This is a genomic window from Mesorhizobium sp. INR15, assembly GCF_015500075.1.
GTDB lineage: Bacteria > Pseudomonadota > Alphaproteobacteria > Rhizobiales > Rhizobiaceae > Mesorhizobium.
Genome location: NZ_CP045496.1, coordinates 3,333,729 through 3,350,357, shown reverse-complemented (window position 1 = coordinate 3,350,357; position 16,629 = coordinate 3,333,729). Strand labels below are relative to the sequence as shown.

The following is a 16,629-nucleotide window of genomic DNA, read 5'->3' as shown; positions in this document are numbered from 1 at the left end:
ATGATGCCCAAAACGCCTTCTATCCTGATCCTGGGAACACGCGGCATCCCTGCGTCCCATGGCGGCTTCGAGACCTTCGCCGAAAAACTGGCGTTGTTCCTTGCCGGACGTGGCTGGAAGGTTGGCGTCTATTGCCAGGAAGAGGTCGAGCGGGTCGACCAGAGGGTGCGCAGCGAAACCTGGCGTGGCATCGAGCTCATCCATATCCAGGTTGCCTCGAAGGGCCCGCGCGCAACGCTGGAATTCGATTGGCAATGTGTCCGCGACGCGGCCAGGCGGTCGGCCGTTTGCCTTGTGCTTGGCTACAATGGCGCGCTCTTCCTGATCTGGCTCAGGCTGATGCAACGCAAGATCATCACCAATATGGACGGCATCGAGTGGCGGCGCCCCAAATGGGGGATAGCCGCGCGCACCTGGTTCTGGCTCAACGAATGGATCGCGGCCTGGACCTCGCATCGCCTCGTCGCCGATCACCCCCGCATTGCCGACCATTTGTCGACGCGCCGGCCGCGCAAGGCAATCGCCACCATCCCCTATGGCGGCGATCCGGTCACCTCGGCACCGGAGGCGCCGGTCCGGGCGCTTGGGCTGGAGCCTGGAAAGTACTTGGTCTCGATCGCGCGCATCGAACCGGACAACAACATCCTGCCGATCGTCGAGGCTTTTTGCCGTGCCAAGCGCGACGTGAAACTGGTCGTCCTTGGCACGCTGCTCGACGAAAACCCCTATCACGTCGCCATTCGCAAGGCGGCCAACGAAACGGTCGTTCTTCCCGGCGCCATTTACGACCAGCCGACGGTAAAGGCGCTGAGGTATCATGCCCGCGCCTATCTGCATGGCCACACGGTCGGCGGAACCAACCCGTCCCTGGTCGAGGCGCTGGCCGCCGGGAACATGGTGATCGCGCACGACAATCCCTACAATCGATGGGTTGCCGGTGCGGCCGCGATCTATTTCACGGATACCGACAGTTGCAGCGACCGGATGCAGCAGGCCATTGATGACGACGAACTGGTCAGGACATGCGGCCAAGCGGCAAGGGCCCGCGCCCAGGAAGCCTTCCGCTGGGATGATGTGCTGCTTGCATACGAGAAAGAAGCATATCGGCTGCTCGGTGTGACAAACACAGAAGCCATGGCGATCGACGACACGTCGCCCGGCACAGCATGACAGGCTGGTCGCGGCGGCGGATTCTGAAGACCGCGCTTTCCACCGCGGCCATACTCGGTTCCGGTTCAGCCGCGTCATTGGCCGCTCTGGGCGAACGACGCTTTCAACGTGGTGTCAACGCCTGGCCCTGGTTCTCGCTGACGCGAGAATTCCCCGCCCCACGCACCGACTATGACTGGCCGCCGTTCCAGCCGGAACGGCCGGTTCCAACACCGGCGGACTTGCGCCGATTGCGCGAAACCGGCCTGGATTTCATCCGCCTGCCTGTCGATCCCGGCCCTTTCCTTGCGGCCGACGCCAACAGGCGCGGCTTGTTGCTGGACAGCGTGGTCGCGGCTGTCACCGCCGCCATCGACGCCGGCCTCGGCGTCATCGTCAACGTGCAAGGCAACGGCGCCACCCACTACTGGAACCCCGACCGCATGTATTCCAGTGTCGATGCGCCCGTCTTCGGCCAGTATCGGGCGCTGATCGGCGAGTTCGCCGGCCGGCTGGAGCCATTCCGGGCCAACCTTGTGGCGCTTGAGCCGATCAACGAGCCGCCGCAGGACTGCGCCTCCGACGTCTGGTCGAACATCCAGCTTGAACTTCTGACGGCGGCGCGGGTGGCGGCGCCAACCTTGCCGCTGCTCGTCACCGGCGGCTGCGGCAGCATGGTGCAGGGGATGATCGAGCTTGACCCGGCGCCGCTGACGCCGTTCGAGCCGATCCTGTTCACCTTCCACTTCTACGAACCTTACCTGTTCAGCCATCAGGGCGCGCCATGGATGCGCGAGCCTGTCTACCGCTCGCTCAACAACGTGCCATGGCCGGCCTCCGCCGGTTCGCTCGAACAGACGCTTGCGTCGGTCAGGACGCGCATGGCTGAGGACACCGAAACCTCAAAGGAAGCCAAGCAAGCCGCCTATGCCGAAACCGAGCGCGTGCTGAAGGTCTATTTCGACGCCCAGCCGGACCGCTGGTTTGTCGACAAATACCTGCGCCAGGTCCGCGCATGGGGTGATGCGCATGGCATCGCGCCGGAGCGGATCGTGATGGGCGAATTCGGCGCGCTGCGCACCGACACCAACTATGTGGCCGCACCAAACCCGGACCGTGCCCGCTATATCAGGGATGTCCGTCAGGCCGCCGAGGACCTCGGTTTCCCCTGGGCATTCTGGAACCTTTTCGACGGCATGGGCATGATGGAAAGTGCAACGCGTGCCTTCGATCCGCCGATCATCGAGGCGCTTGGCCTGACGATGCCGGCCGACTGACGGGCGTGAACAAGGTTCGCGCCGGACGATAGAGAACCAGGCACAACACCACGAATTTGCTCAGGATCGTGCTCTTGGAGGCAAGGCTTTCCGAGGTGTTGAGCAGCATGAGCCAGCCCATCATCGGCAGCCAGACGCCGGGGTGGCAACGGCGGGCCACCTCATACATAAACAGGCCGAAGCCGAACAGCATCAGAAGGGTAAAAGCGGCGCCGTGGTAGACGGTCATGCTGATGATCGGGTTCTCGATACCTTGTTCAAGACCGTTGATCCGCCGCAAGCTGCTGACGAAATCGACGCTTGGGCCGACAATCACGTCGCGCAGTTCCAGATACTTGAAGATCTCGAACATCTCGACGCGAGCATTGGCGCTGCCGCCATCCGAAACAAAGCGCTCGGCAAGCGCGTCGAAGAAGCCCAGCGACGCCGCAACCACAAGGGCGACAGGCAGCAGCGCGGCAAGCATGAATGCCAGCGCCGCGCCAAGCAGGCTGATGCGTCCCTTGCGCAAGGTGCGCAAGCCATGAAAAAGCAGATAGCAGCCGCCCAGCACGATCGTCACCACCATGGCGGAGCGGCCACCAAAGGCGACAAGAGCCGCGCATTGCAAGCCGATCAATCCAAGACGCATGGGCGCCGAAAGCGACCTTGAGCCGCTCAGCAGGGCAAGGACGTAGACCGACGTCAAAGTGGCATTGGAAAGCGGATGCCCCTGCAGCGCGCTGGAGCGCAGATCCGTGACAAACGCCACACCGTCGAGACGATAGGGGAAAAGCAGCGTCTTGGTGGCGAACTCGAAAAGGCCAAGCAGCGCATTCGCCGTCATGACCGCGTGGATCGCGGTCTGCAGCCGCGTAAAAGTCTTTTCGTCTCCTTCGCTGAGCATCAGCACGAACAGCGCCGCCGCCACGAACGTATCGATCATGCCGGCCATGCCGGGGCGCTGCCTGAGGATAACGACAAACAACAGCACGATGGAAATGACCGCCATCAGCGCCGTTGCCGGCCGTTTGTCGGCGACGCTGACGCAATAGCCGACCGGATTGCCGAAGGTGCAGGAGCGCCACGCAAAAAGCAGAACGATGAGATAGGTGGAGGGGTGTATCTTTGTCGCCGGACTGCCGAACAGGCCGTCGTAATTGTAGCCGACGAGCCAGAGCATGCCGCCCGATATGCTGAACAACACCACCACCGTGACGACCAGCCCCAGCCGCGTCACCAGATCAATGGAATTGCGCGAACGCGGCGCGGCGGCACCGTAACCCGAAGCAGCTCCGCTCCAGCTCGACATCACATCGTCTCGTCGACCAGCAAGGCGCCTGTCGGCACCCGCCCCATGACGGAAATGGCTTGCGATGCCGCCACGACGTCACCCATCTGGGTTGCGTTCAGCCTGGCAACGAGCACGATCTCGTCCACCACTGCGACAAGCGGCGAGGCATTCAGGTTTTCGACCAGCGCACCGCCATCGACGACGACGAGCTCAAAGCTCCTTGCCGCTTGCGCCAGCATATGCTGCGCGAAATGCACGCCATGCGCCTCCTGGAAAACCGCCTTTGGCCGCCCGCTGCCCAGCACCGCGACATTGCTGCCTGCCGTATAGTGGCTGACGGCTTCGAATGCGTACTCGCCGCGCAGCACGTCGAGTATCCCCGGCCGCGGTTCCTTCTGGCCATTGCCGGCATTTGTATCGATAAACAGGACACGGCTGCCTCGGGCGGCGGCGGCGTTGGCGAACAGACGCGCGATCCGGTTGCGCTGCGCGCCGTCTTCCGGCGCTGATGTCACCAGGATGCTCGGCACCAGCGGCCAATCCGCCGGGCGCCTGCCGGAACTGAACATGCGCCGCAGCGCCAGCCCTATGACAGCGTCGGTTTTCTGATTGATCGGGGCCGACTTCCTGGAAAAAGGCCACCAGCCCCGCCTTGCTTTCGCCCCTGCCGGCAGGATGCCGAGCACCGGCGCCTCGATCGCGGCCTGCATCTGGCCGCCCGAGAGGACCGTCGGTGACAGATATTCTGCGATCAGCGCCAGGCCCGTGCCCAGTCCCAATCCGCCGAACATGGCGCCGAACAACAGCAGCCCAAGCGGCGGCCAGCTCTTCTTCAGGGCCGGCATCGCCTCCGAGATGATCCGCGCGTTGGTGCTGTCGACCGTGATCTGTTCGCGCGTTTCCTGGGCGCGCTGCAGATAATTCGCATAGACGGAACGGATCGCTTCGAGATCGCGCTGCAATTCGCGCAGCCGCACGGAAGCCTGGTCGGTGTCGAGCGATTTGCTCTTGAGGCCGGCGACTTTCGCGGCCACCGCCTGCTCGTTGGCCAGCGCCCGCTCATAGTCGGTCTCGGCGGCGGTCACGATGCGGCCGAGTTCACGCGCGATGAGCTGGCGTGTGTCGCGCAGCTGCTGCTGGGCAGCGATCATCGAGGGATGGCGCGGTCCGAGTTCGGTGCCGAGCTGCGAGACCTGGTCGACCAGCGTTGCTTCCTGCGTCCGCAAGTTTGAAATCACCGACGAGCGCATTGCTTCCGAGGTCGCATCCGGCGCGCCGCCTTGCCTGCGCAACTGGTCGACCTGTGCTTTCAGCGTCGCGGTGCGGCTCTGCGCCGCCGAAAGCTCGGTATTGAGTTGGGTCAGTTCCTGGTCGCTGACCAGATTGCCGGCCGCCATCACCATCTTGTTGGCTGACTTATAGGCCTCGACGGCGTTCTCCGCCTGCTGAACGCGCTTTCGCTGTTCCTCGAGACGGGCGGTGATCGACTTCGAGGCATCCGTCGCGCTTTGCGCGCGCGCGCTCGCCTGATCGACCAGATAGGCTTGCGCGATCGCGTTGGCGATCTTCGCGGCCTTGTCGGCGTTCTTGGCCGTGATGATCACATCGATGACCAGAACCTTGTCGGCTCGCTTCACCGCCAGACGGCTGCGCAGCGCGTCGAGCGTTTTCACGGTGTTGTCGCTTTCGGCCGAACCCGAGCCGAACAAACGTGACAGCAGGCCCTGCCCGTTGAATTCCGGATCCTCGGTCAGCTTGGTCGCCGCCATTGCGCGCAGCAGCACGCCGGACGACTGGATGACACTGACCTGGCTTTCCACCTGCGTGATCCCGCCATCGGGCGAAATCCGGCTCGGATTGACGTCGTTGGAGACCACCTGCAGGTCTTGCGGATCGATGATGATTTCCGCCACCGAGCTGTACAGCGGGGGCGTGAGAAGGCCGTAGAGCAAGGCCCCCATCATGAACAGCACCGCCGTGCCGATGATCCACAGGCGGCGGCGCACCAGGATGCGTTTCAGGTCGCCCAATTCGACAGTCGAAGGTGCATATGATCCCGCCGATCCCGTTTCCGGAGAGTATTGCTGAGGAACCATGGGCAGAGATGATAGCATAGCTGCCTCCGACAATACTCCATATGCCGGCAAGATCAAATTGCGGCGCTAACCTAGCTATTCCTCCAACTGTTAAAACATTGTTAATTATGTTAACAACTCATCTGATTTTTGGCACGAAGTTTGCTTAGTTAGGGATACAGGATCGCCGCGCGACACAGTTGAGCAGGAGACGGACAAAAATGGGGCAACACGGCGATCGCGCTGACTCCGTCAGCCACATCCGCGGTCCAGATCCTGGACGCCGCGGTGCTGCGTTTCGCGACGTCAGGGGTTCGACATGCGCGTAAGCCTGCGCCTGGACAGCGCATGCGTCCGTGCCTTCCACCTGATGCTGCTGCAACGGCTGACCGCACTCGATAACGTAACGGTCTCCGTCGACGCCAAGCCGGCCGACGGCGGTATTCCAGGCAACGCCGAGGCGCTGTTTCAGCTTGAGACGGCCATACATGGCCTGTCCCGGACCGGGCTGGCGAAGCGCATGCCGCTTTCAGCGCTCGCTGCCTACAAGACAACGCCGCCGGCTCCAGCCGACCTTGTCCTCGATCTCTGCGGCGACGTCGCGCTTGAAGGAACCCGCGTCTGGCGCGTCACTTATGGCGGCGCCAGCGGCGAAGCGGCCTTGCTGGCCCTGATCCTCGATGGCCAGACACCGGTTGCCCGTATCGAAGAAGGCGACATCGCGATTGCCGCCGGGCGGCTGGGAACGGAATATGGCGGCATTGCCCTGGCGTCCTTCCAGGACATGCTGGCGCGCACCGCGACCCTGATCGTCGCGGCGATGACAGGCGCCGCCAAGGGTTCCGCCCTGCCGGTACTGCCCGAGCCGTTGCAAGGCAACGCCCTCCCTGCGATGCCATCGGCGGCAAAACTTGGCGTCAGGGGTGCCAAGGCTCTGGCGCGGCGGATCGTCCAGAAGATCTATCACCTCTGCTACAATGCTCCGCACTGGAAGGTCGGCTGGCGCGAAACCGGGGGACGTGACCTTTTCGACCTGCGCGCCCATCCGGCCTCGGGATGGCAGGTGCTGCCGGACGACGGCAGCCGCTTTTACGCCGATCCGTTTCCGATCCTTTACAAGGGGCAAGTAACCCTCTTCGTCGAGGACTATATTCACCGGCTCGGCAAGGCCATCATCTCCGCCGTCCCCTTCGGCCCTTCCGGGCCGCTCGGGCAGCCGGTGCCGGTGCTCGACCTGCCCTACCACCTTTCCTATCCTTTCGTTTTCGAGCGCGACGGCGAGGTCTGGATGGTTCCGGAAAGCTGCGCCAACGGCACGGTCGATCTCTACCGGGCCACCGCCTTTCCCGGCGGGTGGGTCAAGGAAGCCACGCTTCTGTCCGGTGTCATCGCCAGCGATGCCACCCTTGTCGAGCACGGCGGACGCTGGTGGATATTCGCGACCGTCCGCGATGGCGGCGGCGCGTTCTCCGATGCGCTTCACATCTGGTCGGCGCCGGACTTCCGCGGACCCTGGACACCGCTTCCAAACAATCCCGTGCTGGTCGACATCGCCTCCGCCCGGCCCGCGGGCCGCATGGTCGAGCGCGGCGGCCAATTGCTGCGTCCGGTGCAGGACTGCCGCAAGAGCTATGGCGCGGCCCTTGGCATCGCACGTGTCACTCACCTTGATTTGAACGGCATGGAGCAAGTCGTCGAGACGATTTTAACCCCAGGTGCGCTATGGAATGGGCGCAAGCTGCACACGCTCAACGAGGCGGGCGGGCTTGAGTTCATTGACGGTTCGGCAATCTCGCCGCGCTGGAAACAACGAGGCCGGGCATTAACCTAAACATCGGTTACTACCGGTTGCGCGCCTTGGTTGCTTGAGGTTGAATTAGCTCTGGATGATATCTCTACCATGGATAGCGGTGACAAGTTAACCAGCGGAAAGGGTAGCGGAATGACCATCGCTGAGGCTGGCCAAGCCGAAGTTGACGTGGCGATTGTCGGTGCGGGACTGGCCGGCACCATCATGGCAACCGTGCTGGGCAAGGCGGGGCACAAGGTCGCCCTTATCGATCCGCACCGCGTCCATCACGACGAGTTCCGGGCCGAGAAAACCCGCCTGGAGTCGATGCAACTGTTCGAGAAGATGGGCCTCGGTCCCGTCATCAAGTCCCTTGTAACGTCGACGACCGAGATCCAGATATTCCGCCTCGGGCAGTTCTTCCAGCGCAAGCAGGTCTCTGAATTCTCATTCTCCTACGGCCCGCTGATAAACGGCCTGCGCGAGGCCCTGCCGCCGGAAGTGCCACTGACGGTGGGTAAGGTCTCGGAAGTCTCGACCGGGCCGGACCGGCAGCGACTTGTGCTCAACAATGGCACCGTCATCGATGCCCGCTTGCTGGTGGTGGCCACGGGCTACAGCGAGGCAGTGCGGCGCGCTATCGGCGTGGAGCGCGTCGAGCATTCGAAGGCGCATTCGCTTGCGATCGGATTCGACCTTGGGATCTCGCCACAGGAATTCGGCTCTCGGTCGCTCACCTTCTATCCCGGGCGCTTCGGGCAGCGCATTGCCTACCTTAGTGTTTTCCGGATCGGCAATCGCATGCGGGCAAACATGTTTGTCTACCGGACCGTTGCCGATCCCTGGGCGCAGGCGTTCCGCGCTGATCCGCAACGAATGCTGCTGCAATTGATGCCCGAGATCGCCCCGCAATGCGGCAACTTCGCCGTGGCTAGCCCGGTCGAGGTCAGGCAAGTCAGCCTGACGACCACCACCGGTCACCGCCGTGACGGCGTGGTCTTCATCGGCGACGCTTTCTCCACGACATGCCCGGCGCAAGGTGACGGGATCCTCCGGGCGGCTACGGATGTTGACCGCCTGTGCTCGACCTACATCCCCGCCTGGCTGGCCACGCCCGGCATGGGCGCCGACAAGATCGGCACCTTCTACGATGACCCGGTCAAGGTGGCCGCCGACGCCAGCGCCATGCACTTCAGCATCTACGCCAAATCGATCGCGACCGGGACCGGGCTGGAATGGCGCATACGCCGCCTGCGCAACAATTCCGCGCGCCAGCTGATGATCATCGGCCGCAAGATGCGGCATTTGGGACAGCGGCGCGCGCCGGGCATGGCCTGAACGGCCTGCCGGGTTGACCAATGCCCGGCGACGGTGAGGCGCTTGAAACCACTTGCAGCCTCAACGCGATGACGCCCTTGGCTCGCGCCTTCACCTGTGGCGACGGCTACTGCCCGCCCTCATACGCCAGTTGCGCCTGCGTCAGCGCCTGATCGAGCCTTGCTCCCTCGGCATAACCAGCCAGATTCTCCGGCTGGACAATACCAGGCAAAAGCCTCGGACATGGTTCGGCCGCGCCGACCACCATGCGCACCGGGATGACACCGGCCCATACTGGATGCCCATAGTCTTCCTCGTCGTCGGCGACGCCCTTCGCGCGCACTTTCGCCGACGCCTCTTCGATCCGCATGCCGATCACCGTCGTCGCCTTGGCTTCCTGTGCCGAGATCGCCCGCAACGTCTGGGTGCGGCCGGGATAGAAGCGGTCGACGACGCCGGCCAGCGCCTTCAGCTTCTCTTCCGGTTCGTCGATGATCCGCGCCATGCCGAAACACATGGCCGAGCGGTAATTGGCGGAATGGTTGAAGCCCGAGCGCGCCAGCACCAGCCCGTCGAGATGCGACACCGTCAGGCAGGCCGGCGTGCCGCCACGCAGTTGGCGCAGCATGCGGCTGGCCGACGAGCCGTGCCAGTACAGCATCCCGTCCTCGCGCCAATGGATGGTCGGCGTGCAATAGGGCTGACCGTCGAAAGTGTAGGCGACGTGGCACAACAACCCGGCATCGAGCACCGCGAACACCGCCTCATGGTCATAGCTGCCACGGTCGTGACGGCGCTTCAGCCGGTTGCGCTTGCTGGTTGGAAAGCTGGCGGTGGTGTCGTTCACGGCTTGCATCCTTGTCTCGTGTCTGCCAACCATGCGCCATGACATTGGTCGACAAAAGAACCAATCCAATTAAGAAAATTCAGACCAATCAGCCGGATTGGTCGGCGCTGATCCCGGTGCTGCCGGGCGAAGGCCCGCGCAGCCGCGAGCTCTACGCGGCCCTGCGGCGGCTGATCGAGACCGGCGCGCTGGCTGCCGGCGCCAAATTGCCAACCACGCGCGATCTCGCCCGGCGTTTTGGCCTGTCACGCTCGGCGGCGGTCGCCTGTTTCGAAATGCTGATCTCGGAAGGGTTTGCCACTGCGAAAGTCGGCGCCGGAACCTTCGTCGCGGCTGACGTGCCGCGTCTGCCCGCGGCGCGGCTGAGCGAACATCCGCCGGAAATCGGTGTCGTTCCGTCGCTGCCTTGCGGCATTGGCGTCGCGGTGTCCGATCCGCGCACGCTGAACATCTTCCGCATCCTGTTGTCGCGCCATCTCGCCCGCCCCGGGCCGGAGCATTTCCGCTACGGCGATCCGCGTGGGGGCATCGCTTTGCGCACGGCGATCGCCACCTATCTCAGGACCGCGCGCGGCGTGCGCTGCGATGCCGGCCAGATCGTGCTGACCTCCGGCACGCAGCAAGGGCTGGACGTTCTGATGCGTGCCGCCATTCGCCCTGGCGACGCCGTTTGGCTCGAAAATCCCTGCTATCCCATGGCGCATGCCGCGCTCGCCGGCAGTGGCGCCAGGGTTTTCGGCGTGCCCGTCGACGGCGAAGGGCTCGATCCCGAAATCGGCGAAGCTCTATGCCCGGGAGCCCGCGCGGCCTATGTCACGCCCTCGCATCAATATCCGCTTGGCGTGACGATGACGATGCGCCGCCGCCTCGCGCTGCTCGACTGGGCCCGGCGCAACAATGCCTGGATCATCGAGGACGATTACGACAGCGAGTTCCGCTATGCCGGGCCGCCGCTGACCTCGCTGCAAGGCATGGATGGTTCAGGCCGCGTCGCCTATCTCGGCACGTTTTCCAAAGTGCTGTTCCCCGGCTTGCGTATCGGCTACGCCGTGGTACCGGAAGCCTTGCTCGATGCCGTCCTAGCGGTCAGGATGCGCTCCGATCGCTATCCCTCGACATTGGCCGAGGGCGCATTGACCGATCTCTTGAACGAAGGGCATTTCGCCGCGCATCTGCGGCGCGTGCGCCGCCGCGTGCAGGCCTCGCGCGACGTGCTCGTCGCCGGCCTGAAGGCGCATTGCGAGAGCCTTGACGTGACGGTGCCAGAACAGGGCCTGCACCTGGTGGCGGCGCTGAAAGGTGCTGGACCGGACACGGAGATCGTCGAGGCAGCCAAGGCCGCCGGCGTCGGCGCCCGCGCTTTGTCCGCCATGTTCATCAGCGGCTCGCCGCGCCAAGGCCTAGTGCTGGGTTTCTCGGGTTTTTCGGACGAGGAACTGCTGGCGGCGACCGTAAGGCTGGGTGGGGTGATGCGGTAGCGGGCCGGCTCTGTGCCGCTGGTCGAGGACATCTTTCGCGCTGCCCCTCATCCGGCTGCCGCCACCTTCTCCCCGTATAGTGACGGGGAGAAGAGACTTGCCACAGGCCTTGGCCCTCTTCTCCCAAACATTGATGATTGGCGAAACCGCTGATGATGGCGACCTTTCTCCCCGTCCCTATACGGGGAGAAATGCCCGGCAGGGCAATGAGGGGCGGCGCCAGCGTGGATATCCGCGTGGCGCAGCACCTCAATCGCCGTCGTCGCCGGCCTTCGCGTTGCCGCACTGCGCCAGCACCTTGCCTATTGCCGCGCTCGAGCCGGTCAGCGCAAAGCTGTTCGCACCATATTTGTCCGCGCTGACGGTCACCTCGCCCTTCGACCGGAACAGGTCGAGCAGCGGATCGGCGCGGGTCAGCGTCAGCGTGAAATAATTGTACATGGCTTCGAGCTGGAGCGTCTTCTTCACGCTTTTGCCGCCGGCCTTGAATTCAAACGACGCGCTGATGCCGGGTTCCGGCTCCTGGCCGTTGGCGCCGAGGTCGTAGCTCAGCACCGGCGTGTCGAAACAGACCAGCATCAGGTGCGCATCGGCTTTCGGCCCGCCGCAGACCGAGGCCGTCAGCACGCTGCCGCCCTCGTCTTCCTCCATCTTCGCGCTCCAGCCGCCGCAGGGCGCCGCCAACACCGGTTGCACCGCCTGCAGTGCCAGGACGGCACCGGCAACGCCTGACTTAACCCAGTTGATTCCCATGACTTCCCCCCTAGGACATCGAGATATTTGCGGTCGTATCTGTCTGGAGCATATAGAACAAACAGCCTGGTGGCATTACCTGTCGCGGCAGTGGTGTTTGGGCTTTGATGGCCGGTCGCGGAGAGTAGCGTTGCGTGCATATGTCCGATTGTTTTCGCTGATGGCCGCCCTCGTGGCCGCGCCGGTCGTTGCCCACGCCGCGTGGAAGCCGGTCGAGAAGGTCGAAACCTATGCGATTTCAGGCCAGTCCGGGCCGCAGCTCTACCAATCGATTGGCGAGAATGGGCCGCTGATCCGCGGCGCCAAAACGCGCACCATCGCATATACCAATTTCAAACTGACCTGGGTCAGGGATTACAAGCCCAAGGGCAAGGACTGCGTGCTCGCATCGGCGCGGCCGAAGCTCACCATCACCTACACCTTGCCCAGTCCTTCCACGCCGCTGCCGCCGGCGGTTCAGAAGAACTGGGAGATTTTCATCGCCGGCGTCAGCGCCCACGAGAAGGTGCATGGCGCCAGCATGATCCAGATGGCCCATGACATCGAGGTGGCGACGATCGGCCTGACCGTCCCCGACGATCCCAAATGCAGCAAGATAAGGGACGAGGTGGTCAAGCGCCTGGACGCTATTTCCAAGGCACGCGTGCAGGCGAGCCGCGATTTCGATCGCGTCGAATTCGGCCCGGGCGGCAATCTGCAGAAATTGGTTTTCGCGCTAGCGACCGGCCCCTGATCCCTGCCGCCGGGAAGCAGGCCATCAGCGTTCCGACCGAAGGTGCGCAACGGCTTCTGGGACATACAGGACGATTGCCGCCGCGCCATGGCGACACGGCGGCAAAATAATCTATCCCCTACCGGCCGAGATCGAGCGCGGCTGAGAGATCGCCCATCGGCGGCTGGCTGTTGTCGCGCAGGGCCTTGTCGCGGGCGACGATGCCGGAGAGAACCGGCAGGTCGTAGCGCGCCGTGATGAAGCGCAGGATCGACGCCGTGTCATATTGCGTGTGATCGACTGTCCCCATCTTCGCATAAGGCGAGATGATGAAGGCCGGGATGCGGTTGCCCGGGCCCCAGCGATCCGCCTTGGGCGGCGCGGCATGATCCCAGAAGCCGCCGTTTTCGTCATAGGTGACGACGACCAGCATGTGGCCCCATTGCGGGCTTTTCTCCAGATGCGAAACGATGTCGGCGAGGTGCTGGTCGCCGCTCGCGACATCGGCATAGCCGCCATGTTCGTTGAGATTGCCTTGCGGCTTGTAGAAGCTCACCGCCGGCAGCTTGCCGCTGTCGATATCGCCGATGAAGGCAGCGCCGTCGAGGCCGCCGTCCCGCAGGTGCTCGGCGCGGGCAGCCGTGCCCGGCGCATAGGCGGCGAAGTAATTGTAGGGCTGGTGGTGGAACTGGAAGTTCGGCACCGGTGTCGCGTTCTTGCCGTCGAGTGCCGCCTGCCAGGCGCCTGCGTACCAGGCCCAGCCGATGCTCTTCAACGACAACAGGTCGCCGATGGTCACGTCATGCTGCGGTGGCAGCGTGCTCGCCACCGACGGATCGGCAAACGCCTTGTCGCCACCTTCGGCCGGCTTGTTGTTGCTCGGCTGATAGGGCGGTTGCATGGTGTTCACGGCGTGGAAGTCGGGGGTGATGGCGCCGTCATTGACGAATTTCGGCGCCCCGACAAGCGCGGAAGCCGGTGAGGTGTCGGCCACTTTCAGCGTCGTGCCATCGGCTTCCACGACAGCGATCTGGCCCTTTACCGGGCTGTTGTCGGCGTTTGGATAGACTGGCACGCAGGCGCAGGCGAGCTGGAAATGGTTGAGGAAGGAGCCGCCGAAGGCACCCTGGAAGAAATTGTCGGCCAGCACATATTTTTGCGCCACCGCCCACATCGGCAGGCCGGAACCATCATAGTGGCCCATGACAAGGCCGCCGGAATCGGCCCAGGCGACGAACTTGTCGTTCTTGCCGCCGTCGATCTGCATCTGCTCCTGGTAAAAGCGATGCCAGAGATCGCGCGTGATGACGTTGGTCTTCTCGTTGAAACCTTTGGGATCGTCGATGGCAAAGCTCGCATTGGCGAGATGCGCCGACTGCGCCTCGGTCACCGGCGGCGTCACGCCCTTGGCGGTCAGGCCGCCCCAGGCGGGCGGCAATTCGGCAAGCGGCTGGCCGTCGCGGTCCAGCTGGCGCGTCTGGTCTGCCGTCAGGTTCGACACGCCGTTGGCGCCGGGGAAGCCGCCATAGAGATTATCGAAGCTGCGGTTCTCGGCGTAGATGACGACGACCGTCTCGATCTTGTCATAGCCGGGGGGTGCCGCGACCGCCGTGGAGAAAGGGGCCAGGGCCGAACCGGCCAGGCAGAAGGATGTGAGGAGCTTGAGCCTCGTCATGGGAAGACCTCGTGGCTTGACTGTGGCTGGAGGGCGATGATGGCGCGGGGGCGACGAGCCATCAATGCAGCTAACGTCCATGCCTTGTCACCTTTGTGACAATTGCCTTGCAGGCGAACACGGTTGCGTGAGCGGGCGGGCCGGTCATCAATCCGTTGCAGTGCGTTCTTACTGCCGAAGCGAAAACCGGGCGAACCGCATGACAGCGAGACGATGGAAAAGCCGGGCGATCGCGATCGCCGTGGCATCGGCATCTGGCCTCGCGGCGGCCGTGCCCGCGAAAACGGCGGGCTTGGACAGCGTCCATCCTGGCCCGATGTCGCGTGCCGACGCTTACACCAGGGCCGCCGCTCTCACCGCGCTCGGCCGCGAGCTGTTCTTCGACCCGTCGCTGTCGGCCTCCGGCCAGCAATCCTGCTCATCGTGCCATGATCCGCGTCACGCCTTTGGTCCGGCATCGGCGGCACCCGTCGAGCTTGGCGGACCGCATGGCGACCAGCCCGGCCTGCGCGCAGTGCCTTCGCTTCGCTACCTCCAGGCGGTGCCGGCCTTCACCGAGCATTTCCACGATTCCGATGATGAGGGCGACGAAAGCGTCGACAACGGGCCGACCGGCGGCCTGACCTGGGACGGGCGCGCCGACCGTGGGCAGGATCAGGCGAGGATTCCGCTGCTGTCGCCGTTCGAAATGGCCAACAAGGATGCTGGCGAGGTTGCTGCCGCCTTGCGCAAGGCGCCCTACTCCGGCGATTTCAGGGCGGTGTTCGGCTACGCCGTGTTCGACCGGCCGGACGACGCCTTCGCCGCCGCCGTGGAGGCGCTCGGCACGTTCGAGCAGAGCGCCGCCGACTTCTACCCCTACTCCAGCCGCTATGACGCTTTCCTCGCCGGCAAGGCGACGCTCTCCGCCCAGGAATTGCATGGCCGCGCGCTGTTCGAGGATGAAAACAAGGGCAATTGCGCCAGCTGCCATCTGAGCGAGCCGGCCAATGACGGCGAGCCGCCGCAATTCACCGATTTCGGCTTTCTCGGCGTCAGCGTGCCGCGCAACCCGGCTGTCCCCGCCAATGCCGATCCCGCCTATTTCGATCTCGGCCTATGCGGCCCGCTGCGCACCGACCTCAAGCGCCGGGCCGAATATTGCGGCCTGTTCCGCACCCCGACGCTGCGCAATGTCGCGCTCAGGAAGACCTTCTTCCACAACGGCTATTTTCATACCTTGCGCGACGCGGTCGCCTTCTACGCGACGCGCGACACCGATCCCGGCCGTTGGTACTCCAGGGGCGCCAACGGCGCGATCCGGCAAAATGATGACCTGCCAATGGCTTATTGGGCCAACATTAACCAGAACCCGCCGTTCGGCAAGAAACCCGGCGGCAAGCCGGCGCTGACCGACCCCGAGATCGACGACATCGTGGCCTTTCTCCAGACCCTCACAGATGCCGATCAATTGGCCGCGAAGCCGGCGCGCTGAGGCCCAGCCCTAGCCTTCTCCCCGTGTGGGAGAAGGCAGGAACCGATCCCTCACATCGCCGAACGGATCAAACCGCCGTCAACACGGATGTTCTGGCCGGTGATATAGCCGGCGCCTTCCGAAGCGAGGAAGGCGATGGTGGCGGCGACTTCCTCCGAGGTGCCGTAGCGCTGCATCGGCACGCTGTCGCGGCGCTCCTCGGTGGCGGGCAGGCTGTCGATCCAGCCGGGCAGGACATTGTTCATGCGAACATTGTCGGCGGCATAGGTGTCGGAGAAAATCTTGGTGTAGGCGGCAAGCCCTGCCCGCGCCACCGCCGAGGTCGGGAACATCGGGGTGGGATGGAGGGCCCATGCGGTCGAGATGTTGATGATGGCGCCGGCCTTCTGCTTGATCATCTGCGGCGCGATGATGCGGGTCGGGCGGATGACGTTCATCAGATAGACGTCGATGCCGGTGTGCCACTGCTCGTCGGTGATCTCCAGGATCGGCGCGCGCGGCCCGTGACCGGCGCTGTTGACCAGCACGTCGATGCGGCCCCACTGCTTGAGCGTCAGGTCGGCCAGCCGCTGCAGATCCTCATTCGACTGGTTGGAGCCGGTGACGCCAATGCCGCCAAGCTCCTTGGCCAGCGCCTCGCCCTTGCCCGAAGAAGACAGGATGGCGACCTTGAAGCCGTCGCTGGCCAGACGCTTGGCCGCGGCCGCACCCATGCCGCTGCCGCCGGCGGTGACAACAGCCACTTTTTCTACACTCATCTGGTTTTCCTTCTTGGGTTGGCGCAACCGCGCAAGCAGTGTCTTCAAGCTT

The 16,629-nt window shown here is 64.1% G+C and carries 13 protein-coding genes; 7 read left to right on the top strand and 6 right to left on the bottom strand.

Translation table 11 applies throughout. The features are described 5' to 3' along the window. Both GA829_RS16335 and GA829_RS16330 read left to right on the top strand, forming a co-directional pair. Positions 1–1,170 carry a DUF1972 domain-containing protein gene (locus tag GA829_RS16335; protein WP_195173759.1) on the top strand — a complete coding sequence of 390 codons (1,170 nt, stop codon included), beginning with the start codon at positions 1–3 and terminating at the stop codon, positions 1,168–1,170. Then, on the top strand, positions 1,167–2,426 hold the full coding sequence (locus GA829_RS16330; RefSeq protein ID WP_195173758.1) for a glycoside hydrolase family 5 protein: 1,260 nt from the start codon (positions 1,167–1,169) through the stop codon (positions 2,424–2,426). The genes GA829_RS16335 and GA829_RS16330 overlap by 4 nt, the downstream gene beginning before the upstream one ends. Here the strand turns inward: GA829_RS16330 and GA829_RS16325 are convergent. Continuing rightward, positions 2,389–3,717, bottom strand: a complete 1,329-nt coding sequence (locus GA829_RS16325) for a VpsF family polysaccharide biosynthesis protein (RefSeq protein ID WP_210337669.1) — start codon at positions 3,715–3,717, stop codon at positions 2,389–2,391. The two genes, GA829_RS16330 and GA829_RS16325, sit on opposite strands and share 38 nt — an antisense overlap. Next, complete coding sequence (locus tag GA829_RS16320) at positions 3,717–5,729, bottom strand: GumC family protein (RefSeq protein WP_258051616.1); 2,013 nt, start codon at positions 5,727–5,729, stop codon at positions 3,717–3,719. Before GA829_RS16320 ends, GA829_RS16325 begins: the two co-directional genes overlap by 1 nt. A 364-nt stretch (positions 5,730–6,093) precedes the next feature. On the opposite strand from GA829_RS16320, the gene GA829_RS16315 reads away from it, so the two are divergent. Next, positions 6,094–7,605, top strand: a complete 1,512-nt coding sequence (locus tag GA829_RS16315) for a glucosamine inositolphosphorylceramide transferase family protein (protein ID WP_195173755.1) — start codon at positions 6,094–6,096, stop codon at positions 7,603–7,605. A 111-nt stretch (positions 7,606–7,716) separates the two neighbouring features. Continuing rightward, positions 7,717–8,901: an FAD-dependent oxidoreductase gene (locus GA829_RS16310; protein ID WP_195173754.1), complete on the top strand. Its 1,185-nt coding sequence runs from the start codon at positions 7,717–7,719 to the stop codon at positions 8,899–8,901. 106 nt (positions 8,902–9,007) lie between these two features. On the opposite strand, the gene GA829_RS16305 is transcribed toward GA829_RS16310, so the two are convergent. Continuing rightward, a complete protein-coding gene (locus GA829_RS16305) occupies positions 9,008–9,760 on the bottom strand; it encodes a pyridoxamine 5'-phosphate oxidase family protein (RefSeq protein WP_195173753.1) in 753 nt (250 codons plus the stop codon). A 5-nt stretch (positions 9,761–9,765) separates the two neighbouring features. On the opposite strand from GA829_RS16305, the gene pdxR reads away from it, so the two are divergent. Next, positions 9,766–11,205: a MocR-like pyridoxine biosynthesis transcription factor PdxR gene (gene pdxR / locus GA829_RS16300; protein WP_195173752.1), complete on the top strand. Its 1,440-nt coding sequence runs from the start codon at positions 9,766–9,768 to the stop codon at positions 11,203–11,205. A 249-nt stretch (positions 11,206–11,454) separates the two neighbouring features. Here pdxR and GA829_RS16295 read toward each other — a convergent pair whose 3' ends face one another. Then, positions 11,455–11,958 carry a hypothetical protein gene (locus tag GA829_RS16295; RefSeq protein WP_258051615.1) on the bottom strand — a complete coding sequence of 168 codons (504 nt, stop codon included), beginning with the start codon at positions 11,956–11,958 and terminating at the stop codon, positions 11,455–11,457. 160 nt (positions 11,959–12,118) lie between these two features. Between GA829_RS16295 and GA829_RS16290 the strand changes: the two genes are divergently transcribed. Beyond that, the gene (locus tag GA829_RS16290; RefSeq protein ID WP_195179682.1) at positions 12,119–12,691 is read left to right on the top strand and encodes a DUF922 domain-containing Zn-dependent protease; all 573 of its coding nucleotides are present in this window, start codon (positions 12,119–12,121) and stop codon (positions 12,689–12,691) included. 118 nt (positions 12,692–12,809) lie between these two features. Here GA829_RS16290 and GA829_RS16285 read toward each other — a convergent pair whose 3' ends face one another. After that, positions 12,810–14,345: an acid phosphatase gene (locus tag GA829_RS16285; protein ID WP_195173751.1), complete on the bottom strand. Its 1,536-nt coding sequence runs from the start codon at positions 14,343–14,345 to the stop codon at positions 12,810–12,812. Between the two features lie 199 nt (positions 14,346–14,544). Here GA829_RS16285 and GA829_RS16280 point away from each other — a divergent pair, with 199 nt between their 5' ends. After that, positions 14,545–15,819 carry a cytochrome-c peroxidase gene (locus GA829_RS16280; protein WP_195173750.1) on the top strand — a complete coding sequence of 425 codons (1,275 nt, stop codon included), beginning with the start codon at positions 14,545–14,547 and terminating at the stop codon, positions 15,817–15,819. A gap of 50 nt (positions 15,820–15,869) precedes the next feature. On the opposite strand, the gene GA829_RS16275 is transcribed toward GA829_RS16280, so the two are convergent. Beyond that, complete coding sequence (locus tag GA829_RS16275) at positions 15,870–16,577, bottom strand: SDR family oxidoreductase (RefSeq protein WP_195173749.1); 708 nt, start codon at positions 16,575–16,577, stop codon at positions 15,870–15,872. Positions 16,578–16,629 lie beyond the last annotated feature (52 nt).

Excerpts from the sequence above, each read along its gene's own strand:
- GA829_RS16285 (WP_195173751.1), bottom strand. The coding sequence starts at position 14,345 with ATGACGAGGCTCAAGCTCCTCACATCCTTCTGCCTGGCCGGTTCGGCC.
- GA829_RS16305 (WP_195173753.1), bottom strand. The coding sequence starts at position 9,760 with ATGGTTGGCAGACACGAGACAAGGATGCAAGCCGTGAACGACACCACC.
- GA829_RS16315 (WP_195173755.1), top strand. The coding sequence starts at position 6,094 with ATGCGCGTAAGCCTGCGCCTGGACAGCGCATGCGTCCGTGCCTTCCAC.
- GA829_RS16335 (WP_195173759.1), top strand. The coding sequence starts at position 1 with ATGATGCCCAAAACGCCTTCTATCCTGATCCTGGGAACACGCGGCATC.
- GA829_RS16295 (WP_258051615.1), bottom strand. The coding sequence starts at position 11,958 with ATGGGAATCAACTGGGTTAAGTCAGGCGTTGCCGGTGCCGTCCTGGCA.
- pdxR (WP_195173752.1), top strand. The coding sequence starts at position 9,766 with ATGACATTGGTCGACAAAAGAACCAATCCAATTAAGAAAATTCAGACC.
- GA829_RS16290 (WP_195179682.1), top strand. The coding sequence starts at position 12,119 with ATGGCCGCCCTCGTGGCCGCGCCGGTCGTTGCCCACGCCGCGTGGAAG.
- GA829_RS16310 (WP_195173754.1), top strand. The coding sequence starts at position 7,717 with ATGACCATCGCTGAGGCTGGCCAAGCCGAAGTTGACGTGGCGATTGTC.
- GA829_RS16280 (WP_195173750.1), top strand. The coding sequence starts at position 14,545 with ATGACAGCGAGACGATGGAAAAGCCGGGCGATCGCGATCGCCGTGGCA.
- GA829_RS16330 (WP_195173758.1), top strand. The coding sequence starts at position 1,167 with ATGACAGGCTGGTCGCGGCGGCGGATTCTGAAGACCGCGCTTTCCACC.
- GA829_RS16325 (WP_210337669.1), bottom strand. The coding sequence starts at position 3,717 with ATGTCGAGCTGGAGCGGAGCTGCTTCGGGTTACGGTGCCGCCGCGCCG.
- GA829_RS16275 (WP_195173749.1), bottom strand. The coding sequence starts at position 16,577 with ATGAGTGTAGAAAAAGTGGCTGTTGTCACCGCCGGCGGCAGCGGCATG.